Origin of the sequence: Aquimarina litoralis, assembly GCF_019295435.1 — a bacterium.
Lineage (GTDB): Bacteria > Bacteroidota > Bacteroidia > Flavobacteriales > Flavobacteriaceae > Aquimarina > Aquimarina litoralis_A.
In genome coordinates this window covers 99,660-125,703 of record NZ_WEKL01000014.1, presented here as the reverse complement: position 1 = coordinate 125,703, position 26,044 = coordinate 99,660, and the positions used below count along the sequence as shown (strand labels likewise).

Annotated in this window: 21 protein-coding genes; 15 read left to right on the top strand and 6 right to left on the bottom strand. The window is 33.4% G+C overall.

What is annotated here, in order from left to right; all coding sequences use genetic code 11:
- Nucleotides 1-54: 54 nt before the first annotated feature.
- Genes proC through GBO31_RS09845 form a run of 4 tightly spaced genes read right to left on the bottom strand, consistent with a single transcriptional unit; the run spans nucleotide 55 to nucleotide 3,644 of the window.
- On the bottom strand, nucleotides 55-849 hold the full coding sequence (proC, locus tag GBO31_RS09860) for a pyrroline-5-carboxylate reductase (protein ID WP_219008169.1): 795 nt from the start codon (nucleotides 847-849) through the stop codon (nucleotides 55-57).
- A gap of 1 nt (nucleotide 850) precedes the next feature.
- Nucleotides 851-1,828, bottom strand: coding sequence for an N-acetyl-gamma-glutamyl-phosphate reductase (argC, locus tag GBO31_RS09855; protein ID WP_219008168.1), 978 nt, complete (start codon nucleotides 1,826-1,828; stop codon nucleotides 851-853).
- On the bottom strand, nucleotides 1,825-3,015 hold the full coding sequence (locus GBO31_RS09850) for an argininosuccinate synthase (RefSeq protein ID WP_219008167.1): 1,191 nt from the start codon (nucleotides 3,013-3,015) through the stop codon (nucleotides 1,825-1,827). Before GBO31_RS09850 ends, argC begins: the two co-directional genes overlap by 4 nt.
- A complete protein-coding gene (locus tag GBO31_RS09845) occupies nucleotides 3,003-3,644 on the bottom strand; it encodes a GNAT family N-acetyltransferase (RefSeq protein ID WP_219008166.1) in 642 nt (213 codons plus the stop codon). Before GBO31_RS09845 ends, GBO31_RS09850 begins: the two co-directional genes overlap by 13 nt.
- Before the next feature lie 841 nt (nucleotides 3,645-4,485).
- Between GBO31_RS09845 and GBO31_RS09840 the strand changes: the two genes are divergently transcribed.
- The 14 genes from GBO31_RS09840 to GBO31_RS09775 all read left to right on the top strand — a co-directional run bounded on the left by GBO31_RS09840 (nucleotide 4,486) and on the right by GBO31_RS09775 (nucleotide 24,166).
- Nucleotides 4,486-5,199 (top strand): FadR/GntR family transcriptional regulator, encoded by a 714-nt coding sequence (locus tag GBO31_RS09840; RefSeq protein ID WP_219008165.1) that lies wholly within the window; start codon nucleotides 4,486-4,488, stop codon nucleotides 5,197-5,199.
- A gap of 314 nt (nucleotides 5,200-5,513) precedes the next feature.
- Nucleotides 5,514-8,660 (top strand): SusC/RagA family TonB-linked outer membrane protein, encoded by a 3,147-nt coding sequence (locus GBO31_RS09835; protein ID WP_219008164.1) that lies wholly within the window; start codon nucleotides 5,514-5,516, stop codon nucleotides 8,658-8,660.
- 85 nt (nucleotides 8,661-8,745) lie between these two features.
- On the top strand, nucleotides 8,746-10,239 hold the full coding sequence (locus GBO31_RS09830) for a RagB/SusD family nutrient uptake outer membrane protein (RefSeq protein WP_219008163.1): 1,494 nt from the start codon (nucleotides 8,746-8,748) through the stop codon (nucleotides 10,237-10,239).
- On the top strand, nucleotides 10,239-12,653 hold the full coding sequence (locus GBO31_RS09825) for a polysaccharide lyase 6 family protein (protein WP_219008162.1): 2,415 nt from the start codon (nucleotides 10,239-10,241) through the stop codon (nucleotides 12,651-12,653). The genes GBO31_RS09830 and GBO31_RS09825 overlap by 1 nt, the downstream gene beginning before the upstream one ends.
- Before the next feature lie 18 nt (nucleotides 12,654-12,671).
- The gene (locus tag GBO31_RS09820) at nucleotides 12,672-14,219 is read left to right on the top strand and encodes a hypothetical protein (RefSeq protein WP_219008161.1); all 1,548 of its coding nucleotides are present in this window, start codon (nucleotides 12,672-12,674) and stop codon (nucleotides 14,217-14,219) included.
- Between the two features lie 37 nt (nucleotides 14,220-14,256).
- Complete coding sequence (locus tag GBO31_RS09815) at nucleotides 14,257-16,530, top strand: heparinase II/III domain-containing protein (RefSeq protein ID WP_219008160.1); 2,274 nt, start codon at nucleotides 14,257-14,259, stop codon at nucleotides 16,528-16,530.
- 2 nt (nucleotides 16,531-16,532) lie between these two features.
- Nucleotides 16,533-16,901 (top strand): cupin domain-containing protein, encoded by a 369-nt coding sequence (locus GBO31_RS09810; RefSeq protein WP_219008159.1) that lies wholly within the window; start codon nucleotides 16,533-16,535, stop codon nucleotides 16,899-16,901.
- A gap of 4 nt (nucleotides 16,902-16,905) precedes the next feature.
- Nucleotides 16,906-18,216, top strand: a complete 1,311-nt coding sequence (locus tag GBO31_RS09805) for an MFS transporter (RefSeq protein ID WP_219008158.1) — start codon at nucleotides 16,906-16,908, stop codon at nucleotides 18,214-18,216.
- Nucleotides 18,217-18,261: 45 nt separating this feature from the next.
- The gene (locus GBO31_RS09800; RefSeq protein WP_219008157.1) at nucleotides 18,262-19,023 is read left to right on the top strand and encodes an SDR family NAD(P)-dependent oxidoreductase; all 762 of its coding nucleotides are present in this window, start codon (nucleotides 18,262-18,264) and stop codon (nucleotides 19,021-19,023) included.
- Between the two features lie 20 nt (nucleotides 19,024-19,043).
- On the top strand, nucleotides 19,044-20,048 hold the full coding sequence (locus GBO31_RS09795; protein ID WP_219008156.1) for a sugar kinase: 1,005 nt from the start codon (nucleotides 19,044-19,046) through the stop codon (nucleotides 20,046-20,048).
- Nucleotide 20,049: 1 nt separating this feature from the next.
- Nucleotides 20,050-20,730, top strand: a complete 681-nt coding sequence (locus tag GBO31_RS09790) for a bifunctional 4-hydroxy-2-oxoglutarate aldolase/2-dehydro-3-deoxy-phosphogluconate aldolase (RefSeq protein ID WP_219008155.1) — start codon at nucleotides 20,050-20,052, stop codon at nucleotides 20,728-20,730.
- Between the two features lie 175 nt (nucleotides 20,731-20,905).
- A complete protein-coding gene (locus GBO31_RS09785) occupies nucleotides 20,906-22,099 on the top strand; it encodes a T9SS type A sorting domain-containing protein (RefSeq protein ID WP_219008154.1) in 1,194 nt (397 codons plus the stop codon).
- Nucleotides 22,100-22,208: 109 nt separating this feature from the next.
- Nucleotides 22,209-23,330 (top strand): T9SS type A sorting domain-containing protein, encoded by a 1,122-nt coding sequence (locus GBO31_RS09780; protein ID WP_219008153.1) that lies wholly within the window; start codon nucleotides 22,209-22,211, stop codon nucleotides 23,328-23,330.
- Nucleotides 23,331-23,344: 14 nt separating this feature from the next.
- Complete coding sequence (locus GBO31_RS09775; RefSeq protein WP_219008152.1) at nucleotides 23,345-24,166, top strand: polysaccharide lyase; 822 nt, start codon at nucleotides 23,345-23,347, stop codon at nucleotides 24,164-24,166.
- Nucleotides 24,167-24,190: 24 nt separating this feature from the next.
- Here GBO31_RS09775 and GBO31_RS09770 read toward each other — a convergent pair whose 3' ends face one another.
- Both GBO31_RS09770 and GBO31_RS09765 read right to left on the bottom strand, forming a co-directional pair.
- Nucleotides 24,191-25,045 carry a DUF5777 family beta-barrel protein gene (locus GBO31_RS09770; protein WP_219008151.1) on the bottom strand — a complete coding sequence of 285 codons (855 nt, stop codon included), beginning with the start codon at nucleotides 25,043-25,045 and terminating at the stop codon, nucleotides 24,191-24,193.
- A 37-nt stretch (nucleotides 25,046-25,082) separates the two neighbouring features.
- Nucleotides 25,083-25,466, bottom strand: a complete 384-nt coding sequence (locus tag GBO31_RS09765) for an OB-fold protein (protein ID WP_219008150.1) — start codon at nucleotides 25,464-25,466, stop codon at nucleotides 25,083-25,085.
- Nucleotides 25,467-25,592: 126 nt separating this feature from the next.
- On the opposite strand from GBO31_RS09765, the gene GBO31_RS09760 reads away from it, so the two are divergent.
- A complete protein-coding gene (locus GBO31_RS09760; protein WP_219008149.1) occupies nucleotides 25,593-25,961 on the top strand; it encodes a hypothetical protein in 369 nt (122 codons plus the stop codon).
- The last annotated feature ends 83 nt before the right edge of the window (nucleotides 25,962-26,044 follow it).

Below are 26,044 nucleotides of genomic sequence, written 5' to 3'. Positions count from 1 at the left end.
TTTTATTACTTTTCTATTTATTTTGATTCATTACTTCTGATAAAATGATATCAACTATTTTATCGTATTAATTTTTTCGTAGGATGCCATTACTCCTTTTATAACAGAAGAACTGAGTCCTTGGTGTTCCATTTCATTCAATCCTTCTATAGTGCATCCCTGTGGTGTCGTCACTTTATCAATTTCTCGTTCAGGATGTGTTCCATTTTCTGCGACCAAAGTGGCTGCTCCAATAGCAGTTTGTACTGCGATAATCTGAGCTTCATGAGGATGAAATCCCATTTGAATTCCTCCTTGTATCATCGCTCTCAAGAACCTTAAAAAGAAGGCGATTCCACTAGCTCCTAAAACCGTAGCAGCTTGCATTAATCGTTCTTCAATCACTAAAGTTTCTCCTATGGTATCAAACATTTTTTCGACCATTGATAACTCTTCCTCCACATCTTCATTAGCAGCGATACAGGTCATCGACAGCTTTTTTGCTGCACCGGTATTGGGCATTACTCTCACGACTTTATTATTTGGAACTACTTCATTTATCTCTTCTATGGAAGTGCCTGTTATGGTAGATATCAATATCTGATCTGTCGTTACTTCATCTTTAATTTCCTGAAGAACAGCATCTAGTTGCCTAGGCTGTACGCATAGAATTACCCACTTCACTTCTTTTATAGAAGTTAAAATATCTTGTGATGTGGATACACCCAAATTTGTTTCAACTTCTTTTAAATTGTATTTTGATTTATCGACAACTGTAATATTTTTTGCTTCGAATAAATCACTACTAGCTAAACCTGATATAATAGATTTACCTAAATTTCCTCCACCTATGATTGTTATTTTATTCATTTTAAAACGCGCTTGCTTTTAATTCTAAACCTGTCTTTTCTTCTATGCCTAACATCAAGTTCATATTATGAATCGCTTGTCCTGAAGCTCCTTTAATCAAATTATCTATTACCGAAGTGATCAGCAGCATTTCATCTTTTTTACTAATATGGAGAATACATTTATTGGTATTCACTACTTGTTTTAAATAAATCTCCTTTTCTGAAACTACTGTGAACTTAGAGTCTTTGTAATACGTTTTATATAGATCTATTGCTTCTTCTTCGGACCCATCATATTTTGTATACATAGTAGCATAAATACCTTTGCTAAAATTCCCTCTGTTAGGGATGAAAAATATTGGGGCTTCAAAACTACTCTGTAGTTGAACAATGCTTTGATTGATCTCATCTAGATGTTGGTGTGTAAAAACCTTATAACTAGAAAAGTTATTATCTCTCCAACTAAAATGCGTAGTGCCTCCAGGCATTACTCCAGCTCCAGTACTTCCTGTGGTTGCATTTACATGTACAGTTTCAGATAATTTCCCAGAAAACGCTAATGGTAATAACCCTAATTGGATTGCTGTTGCAAAACATCCTGGATTTGCGATATTATGTGCAGACTGAATTTTATCTTTTTGTAACTCTGGTAAGCCATAAACAAAATCTCTTCCACCAAATACATGATCTTTTTCTAATCTAAAATCATTTCCTAAATCTATAATTTTAGTAGTATCAGAAAAGTGATGTTGTTCTAAAAAAGTTCTTGACCTCCCATGTCCTAAGCATAAGAATAAAACATCTACATTAGGATTTACCGTATCCGTAAATGCAAGATCAATATCTCCTAAAACATCTACGTGTTGGTCACTAATAGAAACACCAGCATTTGTAGTACTGTACACAAAATCAAGAGTAACATTTGGGTGATGAATTAATAATCTTATCAATTCACCTGCTGTATATCCAGATCCTCCTATAATTCCAACTTTTATCATGATTCACTAGGATTTACATTATGATATATTTTATTCGCATTTCCATAAATCTTGATAAAACCTTTAGCATCATCAGAAGTCCAGGAATTATTCATCTCTCCATACTGACCAAAATCTGATTTCATCATATCAAATGGAGATGCTATACCTTCTAATAAGAAGTGATATGGTTTCAATTTTACGGTAACATCTCCCGTTACTGATTTTTGAGAATCCTCTAAAAAAACCTCGATATTTCTCATCACAGGATCGAGATAATTTCCTTCATGTAAAAGCATCCCATACCAATTGGCCAATTGTTCCTTCCAATATTGTTGCCATTTAGTGAGAACATGTTTTTCTAATAAATGATGAGCTTTTATGATTACTAGCGGCGCTGCAGCTTCGAATCCAACTCTTCCTTTGATACCTATAATAGTATCACCCACATGAATATCTCTACCAATGGCAAAAGCACTTGCTAATTCCTCTAATTTTTGGATATTATTTACAGGTGTGTCCTTAATACCGTCAAGACCTACTAATTCTCCTTTTTCAAAATTTAAAGTGATTGTCTCTTCTTTTTCCTTAGTTAATTGACTTGGATAGGCCGTTTCGGGAAGCGGATCATGTGATGTTAACGTTTCCTTACCTCCAACACTTGTTCCCCAAATTCCTTTATTGATAGAATACTGTGCTTTTTCCCAACTATAATCCACACCATGATCTTTTAGAAACTCAACTTCTTCTTGCCTCGACAACTTTAAATCTCTTATAGGTGTAATAATTTCAATTTCTGGAGCTAATGTTTGAAAAATAACATCAAATCTAATTTGATCATTTCCGGCTCCTGTACTTCCATGAGCAATATATTTAGCCCCCACTTTCTTTGCATAATTAATGACTTCTATCGCCTGAAAAATTCTTTCGGCACTAACTGATAAAGGATACGTATTGTTTTTTAATACGTTACCAAAAATCAGGTATTTAATTGCTTTTTGATAAAACTCATTTAGTATCGTTTTATTAATATGAGAAGTACTTCCTAATTCATAAGCTCTCTTTTCGGTATGAGTTAACTCCTCTTCAGAAAAACCTCCTGTATTTACGAGAATCGTATGTACTTCTAGGTTTTTTTTATGAATTAAATATTTTACGCAATACGAGGTATCTAGACCTCCACTGTATGCTACTACTACTTTTTCCATAACAATAATTGTTTATTGCTTGCTAGCATTGTTTGTTTTATTTTTTTTAATCTTTTGAGTACTTTTTTATCGTACCATTTTTCCTTTTTCTTTGCCTGATTTGCCGGATCATACAGCATCCCTGTACATAGACACATTTTATGTTCTTTAGCTTTTAAAATATCGTAGTTTGTACAAGTTTTACAACCTGCCCAGAATTTAGGATCATCTGTCAACTCAGAAAATGTAACCGGTTTATATCCTAAGTCAGAATTTATCTTCATAACCGCTAATCCTGTTGTAATTCCAAATACTTTAGAGTGCGGATATTTCTGCAAAGAATAATTAAAAGTGAACTCTTTGATTCTTTTTGCTAATCCTTGATTCCTAAAATCTGGATGTACAATAAGACCTGAATGAGCTACGTACTTTTCATGCCCCCATACTTCGATATAGCAGAATCCTGCAAATCTATTATCACATAGGGCGATAATTGCATTACCATTGGTCATTTTTGTTTGTATATACTCTGGCGTTCGTTTAGCGATACCAGTGCCTCTAACTTTAGCAGAGTCTGATATAACTTCACAAATTTCCTTAGCATAATGCAAATGCTTACTGGTTGCTATGATGATTTCTATTGGTTTCATATGCTAATTTCTAACACCTGTTGTTAGATCAGGTGCAGATATAGTTAATGATAAATACTACATATCAGATGCTATGTCCAAAGTTTTAATGAAACATAGATCTAAGTTTAATGTCAAAGTTTGTTTATGAATTCCTAATAATTATCTAAGCACAAAATGATTAAATAATATAGTAAGACGTAGTTATTTGAAGAATAACTGAATCAAAAAAGGAATTTGGAAGGAAGCAGGGCGCACCTACTTCAAATAGAATTTAAACCCCCAAGGGGCGACGAAAGCGGCGTACTGTAAATACAGTAGAAATAACTGGTATGTTCTGAAGTTGAACTTTCACTTTTGTCGAAATAATTGTTGCCGTTTTCATAATAGTAACTCTAAATCGTCGGCCGAAGCCCCTTTCGTTAACTAGATAGTACAATATTACACAAAATAGTCTTCAATAAAACAAGAAAGAGCTAATTTTTCTAAAAATTACGGTTTTCACAAAATATGAGTTAGAATAAATCATTAACCAAAAAAAAATACCAAAAAAATTACATTATACTCATTTTAAACATTTTACTGAGATGATAAAGCTCTTTTTAATATCTTACCTTATATAATAGTATAAACAAGATATAGACTATTACCACAATAAAATGATATTTTTTTGAAATCGTTTGATTACACTAAAAGTACCAATAATCAAATACGAAAAGGATATAGAATGAATTTTCGACGAAAAAACAATGTTTTTTTTAAGGTTTCATAATATTTTTAACATATAAATTTTGTGATAATAAAAAAAAACTATACTTTTGGTTAACCAGATTGGTCAACCAGTTAAAATCAAAACCAGTATATGAGTATTAAAACAGAGAAAGAATCGGATGTTTTGTCCAGTTCTAAAAAAGGTTCTGAAGAAATCATTATATCTAAAATTAGAGAATTAATTGTTTCTAAGCAACTTGAACCAGGAGATAAACTTCCTGCGGAAAGAGTTCTGGCTGAAAAATTGGGCGTAAGTAGGAATCAATTACGACAAGCCATTCAAAGGTTAGAATTTTATGGACTTGTAAAAAAATACCCTCAAAGTGGGACAAGAGTATCCAATATAGGTGTTACTGCACTAAATGGAATGATGACGGATATTTTGCAATTACAGGAACCTGATTTTAAATCACTGGTAGAAACCAGATTGATATTAGAGACCCATGCTGTAAGACTCGCTGCTACCAGAAGATCTGATGAACATTTACGTCAGATTTTAGCCGCTCATGAAGCATATAGTGAAAAAGCGGTGAATGGATTAAACGCAGTTGAAGAAGATTTAATGTTTCATTTGAAATTGTCGGAAGCTAGTGGAAATAGTGTAATTAACTCGCTAATGCTCGTAATTACACCAGAAATAATAACACACTTTGTCGCTAACAAAGTATGTAACAAAAATGAAAACTATCTATTAATAAAAGAACATCAAGCTATTATTGATGCCATTGTAGATAAAGATCCTGATAGAGCTGTTGCTAAACTAGAAGAACACTTTAAAGACTTATATAAATATTGCTATGACTAAAAGACTTAAATACTAAAAATTAATTCTAATACCAATCGAATATGTAGTATAAACAAAAATAAAAAAAGGGACAGCTACCACACTAATCCCTTCATTTTCAAAACTTTACTTGGTTTAAAAAGTAAAATTATTACTATAATTACTTATAGATAGATTACAACAAAGATATGAAAAATAGATAAATGCTTCGAATTTATCGCGTTTTTAATGTTTTGTTACCAGATAAGTAATTACGGAATATAGGTTTTGCTTTTAGTATGAATGACCATGTATCGATTTAAACGAAAGCATTAAAAAAACAAAACTAATTACTTATGTATTTCAAAAAGATTATAACAATCATTCTGATTGTTTTATATCATAGTACAATGCTTGCTCAAGAAAGCATTACATTAGAGGGAATAGTTACTTCTCAAGAGGATGGAATTCCAATACCAGGAGTAAATGTATTAATACTTAAATCCAATACTGGAACTACCACTGATTTTGATGGAAATTATCAAATTAACGTAAATAAAGGTGATGTTATTTCTTTTTCCTTTACCGGAAAAAAAACGGTTACTGTTGTTATTGATAATCAAACTAGGCTTGATATCGCTTTAGAAGAAGAAGCTTCAGAATTAGAACAAGTTGTTGTAATCGGATATGGTGTTCAGAAAAAGTCGAGCTTAACAGCTTCGGTGGCTAAGTTAGAAAACACAAACTTAGATGAGCTTCCTTATTCTGATGTTTCCAATAGTATCAAAGGTAAAATTGCCGGAGTTCAGATAAGAAATCCGAGCGGTAATGTTGGAGATGAACCAGAAATAATCGTAAGAGGTATTGGTTCTATTAGTCTTAGCTCTGCTCCTTTGGTAGTAGTTGACGGATTTCCATTTGATGATGGTCTTCAATTTATTAATCCTAGTACCATTGAATCTATTGAAGTTTTGAAAGATGCAAGTTCTACAGCTATTTATGGGTCTAGAGGAGCAAATGGTGTAATCCTAATTACTACCAAACAAGGAAAAGCAGAAAAGACATCTTTTGAATTTAAATCATTATCTGGTATCAAACAAGCTGCTAGAAGTATTGACATTCTGGATGCAATTCAATTTTCTGACTTAGATCGAAGTAGAGACCAATTAGTAGAAAACTTCAACGCGCAACAAGAAAATAGAGAACCCAACTTTATCAATTATGATAATGTACAAATAGGAAAAAGAACAATTGCTCAAAATATTGGTGGTCCCACAAACTGGCAAGAAGAAGCCATAAGAGATCAAGCCAGAATCGAAAATTATCAACTAAATATTTTTGGTGGAGGAACTAGAACAAACTATTTAGTATCCGCTAACTATATTTATAATGAAGGGTTAAGAAAAGATAATGACTTAGAACGATTAAATTTATCAGCTAGATTAAAATCAAAACTATCTGACAATTTAAGTTTCGATCTGAAAATAAACCCTTCTTACACACTTACAAGAAGATCTTCTATAAACTTTACAGATGTTGGTCGATATGAGACTTGGATTCCTGTAAGACATAATCAATATACTTCCGATTTAACAGGTCAGCCAGTAGGAAGCTTTGCACATGCTTTGCATTTTAGAAACCTAAATTTCGATTATGTCGATCCAGTTACAGGTTTGGTAGAAAACACAGGAAACTTAGAAAACTTGTGGTCTTCCTCTAACTTTAATCCTATTTCTAGACAAGAAGCTAGTAGAAGAAATCGTTTCGAATATCGATTACTATCCAATGGTTCTGTAAAATGGAAAATAGCGAGAGGACTTACCCTTAGATCTTCATTAGGAGGTTATGTCAGATACAGAACTGGAGAAGAATTTTTTGGATCAGATGGTGATCGTGATGGAGAAACAGAAGGTATTTTAGCAGACCAATTAACAGTAAAGTATATTAACGAAAACACACTAACATATAACAGAGATTTCAATGGACATGACCTTGGATTATTAGTTGGTATTACCTATGAAAACACTGCTGAAAGATTAAGTAATTTAAGGATTACCAATTTTGATGACGAAACTATTACTACTCTTAATGGAGGTACCATCATAGATCTTGATAATACATTTACTATAAAAGATGAAACCATACTTTCTTCATATTTAGCCAGAGTTAATTATGCCTTCAAAGACCGCTATTTACTTTCTTTAGCAGGTAGAGCCGATGGTTTCAACAAATTTGGAAAGAACAATAAATATGGATTTTTCCCTTCTGTATCAGTAGGTTGGAATGTTGCCAATGAAAATTTCTGGAGAAACAGTATTGGAAACACCGTAAATACACTAAAACTAAGATCAAGTTGGGGTATTAGTGGAGCAGCTCCTCCTCTATTCGACTTCTTATCACAAACTATTGTAGATTTCAGTAACTATAGTATAGGAAATACAGGAGGTGTAACGACTGGTCAAGGAGAAGTAGATTTCTTGCAAGGAAATCCCGATATCACTTGGGAAACCAATACTGAATTTAACAATGGCGTTGATCTTGGTCTTTTTAATGGCTCTGTAAATCTTACTGTAGATTACTACTATAAGTTATCTGAGAAATTATTACTAAGGCAACAAATTTCTAATACAACTGGTTTTGATGAGCAATGGAATAATATTGGAAAAGTTCAAAACTCAGGATGGGAATTTGCCTTATCTACCAATCTCGGAACGGGAAAATTAAAATGGCAAGGAAGTGCTAATATCTCTTTCAATGAAAACAAGCTTATATCCTTTGGTGGATCTGAAAGAGCTATTAATAATGGTGAAAGAACCGATCAATATATTACACGTGTTGGAGAACCTTATATCCAGTTTTATGGATATAGAACAGATGGTATTTTCCAGGATGCTGAAGATTTAGCAAATAGCCCAAGCGGAATTATAGATGCCGTAGGTGGATTAAAACGAGTGGATGTAAATGGTGATGGAATTATAAATGAAGATGATAGAACTGTTATTGGAGACCCATTTCCAGATTTTATTTGGGGATTTACAAGCACATTTAATTATGGAAATCTAGACCTAAACTTCTCTTTCCAAGGATCGCAAGGTGGTGAAGTTGTTTGGGGAGAGGCTTTCTACAATGAAGTTGCTAGATATAGTTCTGTATATGCAGAAGGACAATGGTTTAATGAAAATATCCCTGCAAGCAGACCAGGAATTCGAATTGGAGTACCTTGGTTAGAAACAGATTATGCCGTACAAGATGCTTCTTATGCTTCGCTAAGAGAAGTTGTATTAGGATATTCTATACCAAAACACTCTGTACAGAAAATGGGATTAGAAAAAATGAGAATATACCTATCTGGACAAAATCTCTGGTATCAAACTGCTGATGATTACTTAGGTAATAACCCTGAAGGAAATACGGATCGTAATAATGTTCTAATTAGAGGATATCAAAGAGGTGTTACTCCAGTACAAAGACAACTTGCACTTGGATTAGACATTAATTTCTAAAAGCAATTAACAAAAGTCTATTTCGAAATAGCATCTGAATAGCAGATAGAGTTTAAATCGAAATATTGACTAAAAAATATAGAGAATGAAACATATTTTTAAACTTCAGAACAGATTCATAAATTTTAATATTTATGTATTTTGCTTGACATTGTTAATGGTTTCTTGTGATCTTGAAGAAGACGTAATTTCGTTTCGAACGGATGATAACTTCTACCAAGACCAAGAAGAATTAAATAGAGGAGTCATTGCCGCCTATTCCAGTTTATATGATGTAATGGCTGTAGAATGGAATGTTACCGAACTGCGTTCAGACAATACTTTTACAAATCCTGATAGATCACCTGAATCAGATGCTCCGCGATTCACACTAGATAGACTAACCGTAGATACAAATAATTCAATAAATCAAAATTATTATGCTAGTTGCTACAAAACAATAGCATTGGCGAATAGAATTTTAGCAAATATTGATGTTGCGGAAGATGAAGGTTTAAGAAATCAGTATGAAGGAGAAGCTAAATTTCTAAGAGCATTGATGCATTTTAATCTAACTAGATTGTATGGTAGTATCGTGATTGTTGATCGAGTGCTTATCGGTGAAGAGGGATTTCAATTATCTAGAGAACCTCAAACAGAAGTATATGATTTTATCATACAAGATCTTACGGATGCTGTATCATTATTACCAGAGCAATATGATGATTCTGAATTTGGAAGAGCTACTGCAATAGCAGCTAGGACAATTTTAGGAAAAGTTCATTTGTCAAGTCCTACTAGAGACTTAGAAGCTGCAATTACTCAACTCGAATATGTAAGAGACAATGGAACAAATGATTTACTAGCCAATTATGATGACCTTTTTGAACCTGGTAATGAAATCAATGAAGAAGTTATTTTTTCTGTTCGATACGAACAAGGTCTTATTGGTTTAGGTTCTCCTTTTCCTAATTTCTTTGCTCCACTACAAAGTGATGGAAATGTAGTATTTGGTAATGGAGATGGGCTTAATGTTCCTACAGAAAATGTTTCTGATGCATATGAAACAGCTGATCAAAGAAAACCTTCTTCTATGGCAGATAGTTATATAGCAACTAATGGAACGGAAATTTTCAACAAACACGTTACCAAATACAACTCTGCTTTTAATGCTTTGGATGACGGAGATGTTGACTGGCCAGTAACAAGATTTGCAGACGTACTCTTAATGCTCTCAGAAGCATATGTAGATGCTCGTGGAATATCAGAAGCTTTAATAGAACTTAATAAAGTTAGAGCGCGAGCTGGTTTAGCTGCACTTACAGAATCTGAAGTAAGTTCGAGTTTTGCGTTTAAACTTGCTTTAGAAGATGAAAGACGCTTAGAATTTGCTTTTGAAAATCATAGATTCTTCGACCTTTTAAGAACTAATAGAGCTTTAACGGTTATTAATGAGCATTTCGTTACTGAATTCGCCTATAATAATCCTGATAATCCTGACTTGGATGCTAGTCCAATAGTTGACTTTCAATTATTACTACCTATCCCTCAAAGAGAAATTGACTTGAATCCTAATTTAGCTCAAAACATAGGTTATTAATGATGATAACTAAAAAACATATTATCACTATTATTTTACCGATTCTATTTTTTGTAGGATTCGCAGGAACTGCTAATGAGATCAAAGTAGCTACTATAAATGAATTTAATGAAGCTATAAAATCCGTACAAGCTGGAGACCGAATTATTCTCAAAAATGGAGAGTGGAAAGATGTAAAATTGGTAGTAAAAGGCATAGGAACATCTCAAAATCCAATAACAATCCAAGCGGAAGAATCTGGCAAAGTTGTTATAACTGGTGATTCAAGTTTAAAAATAGCTGGAGAATATATAACCATTAAAGGCTTATGGTTTAAAAATGGATATTCATCAGGTAAATCAGTAATTTCTTTCAGAATAAATTCAAAAGAATTTGCGAACCACTCTAGGTTAACTGATTGTGCAATTACATATTTTAATCCCAAATCCAAGTCTACCGATTACAAATGGATAAGCGTTTGGGGTAAAAACAATAGAGTTGATCACAATTATTTTGCAGGTAAAACTCATTCAGGCACTACCCTAGTTGTTTGGCTAAAAGGTGAAAAACATATAGATAATAATCACAGAATCGATCATAATTATTTTGGAGAAAGGCCTCCACTAGGTTTTAATGGTGGTGAAACTATCAGAATTGGAACCAGTAAAAACTCACTTTTATCATCGAGAACGATTGTAGAAGATAATGTCTTCGAAAAGTGCAATGGAGAGGTAGAAATTATATCCAATAAATCTTGTGATAATGTATATAGAAATAATCTCTTTTTAGAAAGTGAAGGAGTACTAACACTAAGACATGGAAATAGATGCTTGATCGAAAGCAATGTTTTTATTGGAAATCAAAAACCACATACAGGAGGAATCAGGGTTATCAATGCCGGTCATATGATCAGAAATAACCTAATGATGAATCTAACCGGTGATGGCTTCAGAGGTCCTATTGTAGTGATGAATGGAGTACCTAATAGTCCAGCAAATCGTTATCATCAAGTTAAAGATGTTAACATCCAAAATAATACAATCATAAATTGTTCTCCAATTCAATTTTGTGCAGGTAAAGATGAAGAAAGATCATTAGCTCCAGAAAATACGGTGTTTGCGAATAATATAATTTTCAATACGAACGATGGAAAAGTTGCTTCTGTTTATGATACCTTGGATGGATTTAAATTTTATGGAAATATTTTAGATACTAAAAGCAATTTCGATAAAAAGGGCTTTACTAAAGCAACTGTGAATTGGGATACTTTAGATGACATTCTTTATATTCCAAAAGCGGAAAACGAAGCACTTATAAAGAATTCCAAAATTGAAGGTAAACCAACTAGATTGGATATTACTGGCACTAAAAGAACAACATTTGTTGCTGGTGCATTTAATCTTGGGAATAAAAAATATCCCAAAGCACTTCTATTAAAAAGTGGAACTTCATGGAACTCTAAAGTAACTCCTCCAAAAACGGAAGTCATTGCAGAAGTTATTGAAGTAGAACCTGGTATTGGAACATTACGTAAAGCTCTAAAAAAAACACCTGACGGAAGTATCCTGAAGTTAAAATCAGGAACATATACTCTGGAAAAAGGTATAAAAATTACCAATAGTGTTAGCATACAAGGAAATACTGAAGGAACAAAACCTGTGCTAAAAATAAAAGAAGGATTAGAAAAACAACCGACCTATTTCTTTAGAGTTGAAGGTGGAAAAACTTTGAGACTGAATCATCTCGATATAAATGCCACCTCAACTCCCCCCATAAAATATGCGGTAGTATCACCTAGCAAAGGAATCTCTGAAACCTATTCTGTTTTCATCAACAACTGTTATTTAAAAGGTTTTAAAAACAAAAATGGTGGTAGTGTATTTAAAGGATACAAGGGAACTTTTGCAGATACTTTAAGTATCATCAATTCTAGAATTGAAAACGCCTATAGAGGAATTAACCTTTCTGAAGAGAAAGATAATTTAGGAAGATACAGTGCACAAGTTGTGATTATCGACAATACAATCTTTAAAGATATAGATCAATGGGCAATTAATTATTTCCGTGGAGGTAATGATGAATCTACCTTAGGAGGAAAACTTGTAGTTGATAATTCGATATTCAGTAATGTTGGAAATAGAGAAAAAGGMACTGTTTTAAGAACTAAAGGAATTGTAACGGTAAACATTAAAAATTCTGTATTTGAAAAAAGCTATAAAGTTATAAATCCAGTAAACTTAAAAGGAAATAAAAATACAATTACGAACTGTGTCATTTTTGACTGCGGTACGGTAAAAGCGACTAAAGGAGCATCTGCAAAAGATGTATTCTATAAAAATCCAAAATGGGATGATAAAGAAAACTTCATTCCAGGTAAAAAGTCTCCATTAAACAGAGAACACGCTATTGGATTAAAATGGGAAATAAAAAAATAAAATTAACACCATAGAATTATGAAAAATTATGAAGCATCTTTTAAGAGAATTTTAGCAGGTCTGCTAGTTTTCTGTTTAATGTTGATATTTGTAATATCCTCGTCTTGCGATGCGGATGTAGAAGTAGATCAAACTGTGGAGGAAATTGAATCTGCTACTCCAATAATTACAAGCTTTTCTCCATCAAATGTTGAAATCCTTCAGGATGTATTAGTAGATGGTGAATTTCTACAGTTTGTTGATCGTGCAACTATTGGAGGAATTCCTACTGAGATCAAAAGTAAAATAAGTGATACTCAAATCTTATTAAGAGTAGATCCAGCAGTAGTATCAGGACCTATTGTATTGATTAATGATGTAAGTAGACAAGGAGCAGAGAATTTAGAATTTACTGCTACATCTACAGAAGATGTTAGTGTATCCTATCCAGTACCATCTGTAACGAGTGATATTCCAGATGAAGCTACCGCAAACGATCTCTTGATTATTGAAGGAGCTAATCTTGGCGTGGTGTCTAGTGTAACTTTCGGTGATGTGCCAGGTGTAATATCATTTCAAGAAACAGGTGTGATCGTAGTTACAGTTCCAAATCCAGGAACTTTAGACCCAGTAGCTATAAATTTAAACTATAACAGCAATACTGGTGAAGTAGCTCAAGAGTTAAGCTCTTCTTTTTTAGTAAATATTCCAACACCAGAACCAGATAATGTACCTAGAATAATGACTCGTGATAATATGGTAACCATTACTGGGGCAAATATCAATTTTACCACATCAGTAACAGTAGATGGTATTGAAGCTACAATTACTACTTCTCCTACAGATTTAACTTTTATGGTACCATCTGGAGTTGTAACAGGTATTGCAGAGGTAATCATTACAGATACAGAAATGCGTCAAACAGTATTTAATATTCCATATATCAATGGACCTTACTATGAGTATTATGATTTTGATACCAAAGCATTAGAAACCGTACGAGATAACAAGAATGATCCTACTCAAGTAGTTTTATCATTAGGTGAAGAGGCTTCCGAACAACCTATGTTTAACGGAATGACAGAACCTTTTGGAAGCAGGTATTTACATTTAGATTATCCTACGGCCACTACAAGTACGTTGGCGTCTATCTATGGATATGATTTCAGCGATGCTTTCGGAACCGAAGAAATGGGAGAAGAATCAGCAGCTTTAGTAGATCCTGATGGTAGATTTGGAGGGAATCCGGTATTACACTTTTGGTTAAGAATAAATGGTGCCAATTGTAGAACGAAAATATATTTAGGAACTTCAAGTGCACAACGAAGAGAGTCTAATGGAGAATTATTAGATACCGGTGGAGAATGGGTACTCGTAGCGGTTCGACTAAATGGATTTATGGATAGTGCAGCTGATTTTTCTCGATTCCATTTCCGTCTTACTGCAGGTAGTTCTTCAGATAATATACCAAGATCGGCAGATTACGACTGGATCATTGTTACTGATAGAGTTCTAACAGAATTCGGAGCGGTCGATTACTCTGCATCATCTGTTACCGATGAAACTTTTTGGAAAGATCAAGGATAAAAAAACAACATAAATAACAAACATCATAATTGCTTAAATGATCCTACCACCTTCACATATAATACGGTTAAGGTTAGACATCCTTTGTCTAACCCTAACCCTATGTATTCTAAGCTTTAGCTGTAAAGAAAAAGCAATAACAGATACAAAGGATGAAGTAAAGACAGAAGTAACAAGTCAAAACCCTACGCTTTCTTTATCAATTTCTGAAGCCAGTGAAATAAAAAAATTATTAAACACAAATGAAGTTTTAAAAGCTTCATTTGAAGAACAAAAAACAAAAGCAGACAAGGCAATAGCTAATGGAATAGAAGTTCCTATCCCTCAGGATCCTGGCGGTGGATATTCTCATGAAAAACATAAAAGAAATTATGGAGAAATGTACGCAGCAGGAATTGCTTATATGATTACCGGTGATGTTAAGTATTCTGAGTTTGTAACCAACATGCTCCTTGCTTATGCAACGCTATACCCAACACTACCTCTTCATCCAAAAAGAAAAGAAAATCATCCTGCAGGAAAGCTGTTTTGGCAAGGGTTAAATGAAAGTGTTTGGTTGGTAAATTCCATACAAGCTTACAGTATGGTGAATAGTAGCATTTCAGCAGAAAACAAAAAAATCATAGAAGATAATGTCTTCAAAAAAGTTGTGGAATTTATAAGCGTAGATTCTAAAAAAACTTTTAATAAAATTCATAATCATGGAACCTGGGCAGTAGCGGGCGTAGGTATGACGGGATATGTTCTCAAAGATCAGGATATGGTAGACCGTGCTTTATACGGTAGTAATAAGGATAAGAAAACCGGTTTTCTTAAACAAATAGACATGCTTTTTTCTCCGGAAGGGTATTATTCTGAAGGACCTTATTATCAGCGATATGCTATGATGCCTTTTATGCTTTTCGGGCAAGCTATCCAACGTAACCAACCTGATCTTAAAATCTTCGAATACCGAGATCAATTATTAGGCAAAGCGGTAACCACAGTATTGCAACTTACTGACGAAAATGGAGCTTTTTTCCCTTTTAACGATGCGTTAAAAGAAAAAAACTATTTAACCAGTGAATTGATATTCGCCAGCAATATTGCTTTCGCCTATTATAAAGATAGTTCGCTACTACCCATTACCTATGAACATCACAAAGTAAGTATATCTGGAGCAGGACTTTCTGTTGCGAAAGCACTTCAGAATTTCGATGCTAAAGAATATGAAAAAAAGCCATTACTAATTACAGATGGTAAGGATGGAAATGATGGCGGATTAGCTTTACTAAGAATGCCTAATCTCCAAAATAATGAAAAGCTTACATCAGTATTTAAATTTGCATCTCAAGGAATGGGACATGGACATTTTGATCGACTTTCTTTATTTCTTTATGATGGGAAGCAAGAAATTCTTCAAGATTATGGCGCGGCAAGATTTTTAAATGTGGAATCCAAACAAGGAGGTCGATATTTACCTGAAAATAAAACTTGGGCAAAACAAACTATAGCTCACAATACAGTTACAGTAGATGAAACATCACAATTTAATGCCAATGTAAAAGCATCTAGTAAAATAAGTCCTCAATTATTATTTTCTAATCTTAGAGATGAGAAAATACAAATTGTTAGTGCCAAAGAAGAAAATGCCTATGAAGATGTTGCTATGCAAAGAACCATTGCTTTAATAAAAGGTAATAATTCAGAACAACCACCTTTCGTATTAGATGTATATCGAATTGCTTCTGATAAAAAACATCAGTACGACCTCAACTTCATGTATCAAGGCCATTTAATGGAAACCAATTTTGGGTATACAAAAGAAAGTATACTATCTCCACTTGGTACAAAAAATGGATATCAGCATTTATGGAAACTTGCTGAAGGTAAAAGTGATACTAATCTAGCTACCTTCACTTGGCTTAACAAGAACCGCTTTTACTCTATCTCAAGCCTTATTTCTAAAGATAGCAAAATGGTGTTTTCACTGTTAGGAGCAAATGATCCTGAATTCAATCTTAGAAATGATGCTTCGTATATGTTAAGAGAAAATGATAAAAAAGATCATGTATTTGTAAACGTGGTTGAACCTCATGGAAACTTCGATCCCAAACTGGAATCCGTCCAAAATCCACATTCGAGTGTAAAACATATTCAACTACTATTTTCAGATGAATTTTATACTGTAGTAAAAGTGATGTTCGCTAATGGCGAAAACTATACACTAACAATCGTCAATCAAGAGCACGATCCACACAAAAAACATACAATAACCATTGATGATCAGGAATTTCAATGGACAGGAAATTATAATCTAAAAACCAACTAAAAATGAGCTATTCAAAAATAAAAAGCGAAGTATTTTTTGTAACAAAAGACAAACCCTGGGAGCAAGCTGCAGAAGGCATTACCCGTCAAATGATAGGATATGATGTAAATATCATGATGGTAAAAGTAGCTTTTGAAAAGGGAGCAATTGGATATATCCATGATCATTTTCATTCACAAACCACCTATGTAGAATCAGGAAGTTTTGAGGTTACTATTGGAGATGAGAAAAAGATCTTAAATGCAGGAGATGGATTTTTTATTCCTCCTAATGTATCACACGGAGCCGTTTGCCTGGAAGCAGGAGTACTGATAGATGTTTTCAGTCCAATACGTGAAGACTTTTTAGAAATTGATTTCAAAAAGAAATAATTAAATGAAAAAGATTAAAGGATTACGTTGGTGGGTAATAGGACTGATTGCATTAGCTACCGTAATTAATTATATAGATAGGCAATCACTTAGTGTATTATGGCCAGATATCGCCGAAGAACTATATCCAGATAAATCCACAGATGAACGAAAAGATATTTATGGATGGATCTCTTCAATTTTCCTATTTTCATATGCCTTTGGTCAAGCTATTTTTGGAAAGATTTTTGACAAAGTAGGGACACGATTAGGTTTTGCACTTTCTATAGGTTTTTGGTCTTTAGCCACTGCTTTACATGCATTTGCAAAAGGTTTTCTTAGCTTTTCAATTTTCAGATCTATTCTCGGTGTTGCAGAAGCCGGAAATTGGCCTGGCGCAGCCAAAGGAAACGCAGAATGGTTTCCTGCTAAGGAGCGTGCTTTTGCACAAGGAATCTTTAACTCAGGAGCTGCCATTGGAGGTATCATATCCATTCCTGTTATTGCTTTTATGACTATTAATTTTAGTTGGCAAATGATATTCGTAATCATTGGACTTATGGGATTATTATGGTTAATTCCATGGATGTTAATTATGAAAGCGCCTCCAGGAAAACACCCATGGTTAACAGAAAAAGAGAGAAATTATATCCTTGAAAAATCTAAATCTACTACTGAAGACCAAGCAGAAAAGGAAAATCAACTAGATGAATATAACCCGGAAACTGGTAAAATGCTTTCTCATAAAGAAAGTTGGGGAGTCATTTTTGCTTCAGCGGCGATCGATCCAATTTGGTGGTTATTCGTATTCTGGATTCCAATTTATCTATCAGAAGTTTATGGAATGGATGTTAAAGCAGTTGGTATTTATGGATGGGTACCTTATGTAGGAGCTATGATTGGTGCCTGGTTTGGAGGTCTTCTAGCGCAAAACCGTATTAAATCAGGTTGGAATATTAATAAAACTAGAAAGTTTGTTATCACTTTAGGGTGTATTATTATGCTCCCTTGCTTCTACCTCTTAACTGATCCTGGAAGTCCTGTAAATGCAGTAATTATAATGGCTGTAATTCTTTTTGGTTTCCAAACAGCGATCGGTAACATACAAACATTACCTAGCGATTTATTCGGTAAAAAGACCGTTGGAACCCTAGCTGGTTTATCAGGAATGTCGGCAAAGTTTGCTGGAGTAGGTCTTACTGCATTAGTATCTACACTAACGGCAGGAGGAAATTACACACCTGCTTTTATAGTTGGAGCAGTTTTGACACTCATTGTATTAGGCAGTGTTTGGGGGTTATGCCCAAAAATCCAACCTCTAAGAGCTAAAAATTAAAAAAATCAGAATTAAAAATTAATCAACATTAATAAAATTTAAAAAATGAGTTTAAAAGAAAAAGTTGCTGTAGTAACAGGCGCAACTGGTGGAATAGGTTTTGCAGTTGCAGAAAGACTAGGTAAGGATGGATATACCGTGATTTTAAATGGTATTGAAGATGAAAAAGGAGCTGAAAGAGTTAAAGAACTTACAGCACAAGGAATTACCGCAGAATATTATGGATTTGATGTGACTAATGAAGAAGCTGTTACATCAAATATCACAGCAATCGGTGAGAAATATGGCAAAATAGACGTACTAGTAAATAACGCTGGTGGATTAGGTGGTAGATCTAGATTTGAAGAAATGACAACAGAGTTTTATAGGTTTGTAATGGCACTAAATCTTGATTCTACTTTTTTTGCATCAAGAGCTGCCATCCCATTTCTTAAAAAAGCAGAAGGATCTTCAATCATCAATTATACATCCAATGCTGGATGGACTGCTGGAGGACCAGGAGCAGGAATCTATGGAACTTCTAAAGCTGCGGTTCACGCCATTACAAGAGGATTGGCAAAAGATTTAGCTGAGTATGGAATTAGAGTTAATGCCGTATCTCCTGGTACAATTGACACTGATTTCCATAAACAAATTAAATCTACTAAACCTGAAGTTTTTAAATCTTGGGCAAACAATATCATGCTAGGAAGGTTAGGACAGCCAGAAGATGTAGCTTCAGTTGTTTCTTTCTTAGCAAGTGATAGTGCTGGATTTATAACTGCTGAGACTATTCAAATTGGAGGTGGACAAGCACTAGGTATTTAATAATAATAGAAAAATATAAAATGAAAAAAGTAGTAACCTTTGGAGAGATTTTAATGCGTATAGCTCCTTTAGGGAACAAAAAATTAAAGCAATCCAATCAATTAGAATACTACTTTGGTGGAACTGAAGCTAATGTCGCTATTTCTTTAGCACAATTAGGAAGTATTACCCAACATATTACCGCAGTATCCAACGATTTTGTTGGTGATGCAACAAAGAGCTACTTGCAGAAACTGGGAGTAGATACTGGTTTGATTATTGACTCGTGTCATCCTCTAGGAATTTATTTTCTGGAGGTTGGTGCGGTCATGAGATCAAGTACCATTGCTTACAACCGTTCTAATTCTGCTTTTTGTCATATTGAACCTAATACTATCAATTGGGAACAAGCATTTGAAAACTGTAACTGGTTTCATTGGACAGGTATTACTCCTGCCCTATCCTTAAATGCATTTACCGCATTAAAACAGGGAATAGAAATTGCTCATAGCAAGGGAATTACTATATCCGCAGATCCTGCATATCGAAGTGGTTTATGGAATTACGGTCATGACGCAAAAGATACTTTAAATCAATTAGTATCGCTATCCAATATTTTTATTGGAGGACCAAATGAGATTAATGAATTATTAGATACTGATTTCTCTTTTGAAAATGATGATTTTATTGAAGCTAGTAAACTTCTCATTCAAAATTATCCAAACATCAAAGGTGTATTCGATAAAACAAGAGTTTCGGTAAATGCAAGTTGGCATAAAATTAAGGCGCGGATGTGGAATGGTACAGAGTTTTATGAAACTAATGAATTAGAAATTACTCATGTTATTGATAGAATTGGAACAGGTGATGCTTATGCCGCAGGATTAATTCACGGACTTCTATACTATGACAATAAAAAAGCTTTACAGTTTGCTAATGCAGCTTGTGCTTTAAAACATACAATTGAAGGAGATGCAAATTTGGTCACTGAAGCTGAAGTTTTACACATAATTGAAGGAAATTTATCAGGACGTATAAAAAGATAATATGGCAATTTATACAAGAATCGAAGTAGCGCAAGAAATGAAAAATACGGGCATAGTGCCTCTATTTTATCATAAAAATATTGAGATCGTAAAAAAAGTAATTAAAGCATGTTATGATGGAGGTGCCCGAGTTTTTGAATTTACAAACAGAGGCGATCATGCTCAGGATATTTTTGCAGAAGTTTCAAAATGGATAGAAGAAGAACTTTCTGGAATGATTTTAGGAGTTGGATCTATTGTTGATCCTGGTACTGCTTCATTATTTATACAAAAAGGAGCAAACTTTATCGTTTCACCAATTTTAAATCCTGAAATAGCAAAAGTCTGTAATAGAAGAAAAATTGCCTGGTTACCAGGTTGCGCAACACTTACTGAAATAAACTATGCAGAAGAATTAGGAGCTGAAATTGTTAAAATATTCCCAGCAGCTCAAATTGGAGGTGCTGATTTTGTAAAGAGTATTAAAGCACCATGTCCTTGGACAAGTATTATGCCTAGTGGTGGAGTAACTCCAGAAAAGCAAAATTTAACAGACTGGTTCAATGCAGGAGTGCATTGCGTAGGCATGGGATCTAAACTAATTGTAAAAGACAAGGATGGAAATCTTGATTACACAAAAATCACTGAGCTTACCAAAAACTCTATAAACATCGTGGAGAGCTTAAGAAATAACAACCACTAACCACTATTTTGATATTGTAATAAAAACATCTTATCAAATATCAAATTATCACAAAAACAAATAAATAAAATAATTTTTCACAAAAATTGTCTTAAATAAAAATATTCTATATATTTGGTTAACCAATTTGGTTGACCAAATAAAATGTCTCACCAATTATATAAATGAAATAATTATGAAAAATTCATTACTTATCTGTATGATGCTAACCTTTACCCTTGGATTTTCTCAAATTCCATCAGGCTCTGGCATATACATCAATAAACTTATCTTAAGTCCAAATGGTCCAGATCTAACCAATGAATATATTGAACTTAGAGGTACACCAAATGCTGTAATACCAACTGATCTATATCTTATTAATGTAGAAGGTGATGGTGAAGCATCTAGAGATGACTATGGAGAAGTTGGTGAAGTTATTCAATTAGGAGATGGTACAAGAACTTTTGGTTCCAATGGTTTTTTATCAATTGTCGCTAATTATACGGATGAAAATACAAGTGTGGTTACTACCAATCCATACTCAAGCGTAATTGCAGCAGGAACTACAATTGTAACTATCGAACTTGTAGGAAATGACGTTACGGGATCATCTAGCAGCAATGTTTCTTCTTTCGCACCGGATATTGGTTACGATGGAAATTTTGAAGACTGGAGTGCTACTTATATGCTAATCCAAGCTCCAAGTGATCCAAGCGGTATCGATATCGATGCCAACAATGATGGTATCATAGATGCAACAGGTGACCATACTATGTGGACACGTTATGATTCAGTGAGTTTCTTAGATGAAGACGATTTAATTGATTCTGGTGATAATGGTGAATTCGGATATGGTCAAATTATCGTTGTTAGAGATTTAGCTGAAAACTCTGCTAGTATCTTTACGGATACTGGAGCTACAGTACTAGAAAACACAGGTAGTAATGTACATTTTTGGGGTAGACAAGGATCATCTACAGGTTTTGCAGCATCTGATTGGATAGCAGCTTCTTTTGACGGAACAGGACCTAATTGGGAATTCTCTGGTAACACAGCTCGCGTATCGCCAGCTGAATTTGCTGGCTATATTATCCCTAGTGAAATATATGGAGCTTTAAATCCAACAGCTGCAACATTATCGGTAACAGAACAAGAATTAACGAATGATATCTCTTTTTATCCAAATCCTACAAACAACATTATTAACATAAATTCTAAAAACGATATTGTTCAGTCGTTAGAAGTTATTGATGTAACAGGGAAAATTTTATTAGATAAAAAAGAAAATTTAGACGTCGTAGACTTAACACAATTTACTACGGGATTATACTATCTGAATATCTATGGAGATGGTGCCAAAATCACTAAGGCAATTGTGAAAAAGTAACATACGATCATCAAAGTTTGATTTTAATTTGAGTTTATTACTTTTTGATATCCTTGCATATTCTTGCAAGGATATCTTATTAAAAGCCATAATTTAAACATTGTAACTTATGCACCGCTTAGCTATTTTTTTTGTTCTAATTATATGTTTTAATACAGCAGCTCAAGTAACATTAGATGCTAATGGGCCAGGAAACACTTATGAACTTATTAATAGCGTTTTTGCTCCCACAAGCGGAAACGTTATAGAGGCTCCTGGAGTTACCGGTAGTACATGCGATAATCATTCCACATATAATGGTACAGATGGGAATCGTCATATCGACGAAATATTTGATGCGGACTTAGGTATTAATGTTTTTAGATTTATTCTTCATGTAGATGAAGATATTGATCGAGACAAATGCAACACAACAGATAGACAACGTAATGAAATAAAAACATATGCTCCTTCTCCAGATAATCTAAAAGGAGTATTGGGAGAAACCGTGCAGTACAAATGGAAATTCAAAATAGACGCAAATTTTCAACCATCTGGAAGTTTTACGCATTTTCATCAATTAAAATCTGTTGGTGCAGATTCAGCAGAAGAGAGTCAACCGTTAATTACTTTAACTGCCAGAAAAGGAAGTGAAGATAGATTAGAATTAAGATATGCTCCTACTACCTCACAATCTACGCTTACCACAATAAATCTTTCATTATTAAAAGGAAATTGGGTTGAAGTTGTTGAAACTGTAACATATGGCGAAATTGGAAATGCGATGTATCATATCATTATGACCAACGTAAATACTGGCACCGAAATATTAAATTATGCTTCATCCAACCTAAGAATGTGGAAAACAAACGCAGATTTTATAAGACCAAAATGGGGAATTTATAGAAGTTTAAATTCACCTTCTGATTTAAGAGATGAAGAAGTGCTATACGCCAACTTCTCTGTAACTGAAAACCCCACTTTATCAACACCTTCTATATCAGGAATAAAACTATTTGATGTATTTCCGAATCCTGTAAATGCATCCCTGAACATTAATTTTTTAGAAAACATAGAAGATTATGAAGTACTAATTATTGATGAATCAGGCAAAGTAATCCAAAAAGTACGTACGTTAAAAGCAGATAACAAATTAGCTACAGCTAATCTTTCTAACGGATTGTATTTTATCAAATTAGTCAATAAACAGACGAATTCCTTTTCAATAAAAAAAATTGTTAAAATGAATTAACAAAATAGAATTCTATGAAACTGTTGATACTATTATTTTCCTTTTTGATATCTAGCTTTTCTTATACACAAGTCTCTCTTAGCGCAGATGGTCCGGGAAATACATACGAGCTCATTACCTCTAAGCTTGCACCTGGTTATAATCCTATTGAGGCACCAGGGCAAAAGAAAGGTGATTGTGATAACCATTCTAGTTTTCCTGATACTCATATAAGCGAAGTTTTTAGTCAAGAATTACAAAAACATGTATTCAAGTTTGTTATTCATGTCAAAGAAGATAATGATCGTTGTAAAAAATTTGATAGACAACGTAATGAAATTAAAAGCTACAAATCCTCACCTGATAATCTTAAAGGTGTATTAGGAGAAACTGTAGAATATAAATGGAAATTTAAATTGGATAAGAATTTTCAACCTTCTAAAAAATTCACGCATCTACATCAGTTAAAAGCCGTTGGTGGCCTTGACAAGGATATGCCACTTGTAACACTTACTGCTCGAAAAGCAAGTTTAGATCGTTTAGAGTTAAGGTATTCTTCTGGTTTAGATCAAAATACACTAACAACTGTAGCATTGGATAAATTTAGAGGTCACTGGGTAGATGTTACAGAAACTGTTACCTATGAAGAAAAAGGAAAAGCCAAATTTTCTATAGTAATTAAAAACTTAAAAACCGGCGCTAAAATACTAGAGTATACCAGTAATACTTTAAGAATGTGGAAAACAAACGCAGATTTCATTAGACCTAAATGGGGAATCTACAGAAGTCTTAAGCATTCACATGATCTTAGAGACGAAGAACTACTATTCGCTGATTTTGTAATCACAGAAATCTAAATCATCAATTACGCTTTTCAATAATTAAAGATCAAAAACTCTACTTAAGTTAAATCCAAAAAAGAAATCTCCATCACCCCAATCTCCAGAAGCCTGCCCCAAAAAACCATTTTCAAACATTGGTTGTGCATTAGTGAAATGCAGTTGAAATACATGACCTCCAGTTTCTATATCCACACCTATTGATAACGGATTTTTAAATGCTGAAGTGCTACTTCTGTTTACATGATATCCATAATCTACATTTAAACTAAATCGTTTTGTTAATTTATATCGACCTCCAATACCCATAATAAACTGAGAATTATCTTGATCATCAAATCTTACAAAATTTTCATGAAGATAAGAAGGTGCTAATTCTAATGATAATCTTTTTCCAAATTTTCTAGCTACTAAAACCTGTGAAACATATGATAATCGATTATTAAACTCAAGTTTAGGTAATTGATCCTTTTCTAATCCGGTATTTATGGTCAACAAATTATATCCAACTATTGTAACCGGAAAACCATTTTTCTTTTGTCGAAACAATCTATATTTTATATGACCTCCATATGTTTTTTGAAATGAACTACGGGCAATTCCAATATTTACAGCATCTGATATACCGTAAATAAATTTAAGTTGAGTAACCGCTTGATCTAATCCAAAAAAGTCATCAATTCCATTCTCTACACTACCAAAACGATGCGCTACTATAAAAAACAAGTTTCGTTTATTGACTAATTTGGTAGATTCAAAATTAACAATTTTTAGTCCCTTAAATGTTGAAGTAACATTATTATCTTCCTGAACATCCGATTCTAGTTCATTCAAAAGATCATCTTGTGCTATTAATAGATAAGGAAATATGAGTAAAATTAAAATGAGTTTTTTCATTAAAATGATTTTTAAGATAAGAATACGTAGTTTTTTACTATTTAATTATGGATGCTTGATCCAATTTTACAACTTCTAAGAGTTCATCATAACCAATACATCTACCTTTTATAGCGTATTCAGAATTTAGATCAGCATCAGAAATGTTATGATTTACATCAAAAGTGCAATAGGCTGCATCTGCTAGCATTAAAGAATTAGCTTCAATCTCTGTAAGTTTTCCTTTAACAATAATGGTTTTATTTAAATATTTTTTTGAGGCCAGATCGGCATCTTCCGAAAATTCTTTAACCAAACTAGTAGCTTCTATATTAAATGCAGCTTCCTCTTCCTGGATATTTCTATGAGATTGGTAGATATATTTGTATCCTACAACTCCTCCAATGATTAAAATGACGATAACTATTATGAGCTTTTTCATTTCCAATTCTCGAGTTTAAGTTGTTTTAAAAGTATGAAAATTATCCACCTAATGAAACTTATTTTTGCATATGAATGAAATTTGATCTAATTTCTACCGTCTAAAGTCAAACGTAAAAAGTCATATATGAAAATACATTTTCTTAAACTCTTCGCTATTGGTACACTATTTTTCCTTGTAAGTTGTGAAAATGATAGTGAAGATGATTTGGTAGATGTAACGCCTCCAGTTACTTTAGTTACTTATGATGCCAATGTAAAATCCATTATTGATAGTAATTGTATTGCCTGTCATAATGATCCTCCTGTTAATTTTGCTCCAATGCCATTATTAACTTTTGCTCAAGTAAAAGAAGCTGTGGATAACAGAGGATTATTAGATAGAGTATCTTCTGAAGATATTAGTTTTCTAATGCCAGCAGGAGGCCCTAGATTACCTCAAACTACTATTGATGTTATTTTACAATGGAATACAGATGGTTTGTTAGAGGAATAAAGGTGAATTCATACTACTGATATGAAAAGTTAGAGAGCCCAGTAGCCCATACCTTTTCTATTTTATAATTAATTTATTACTAA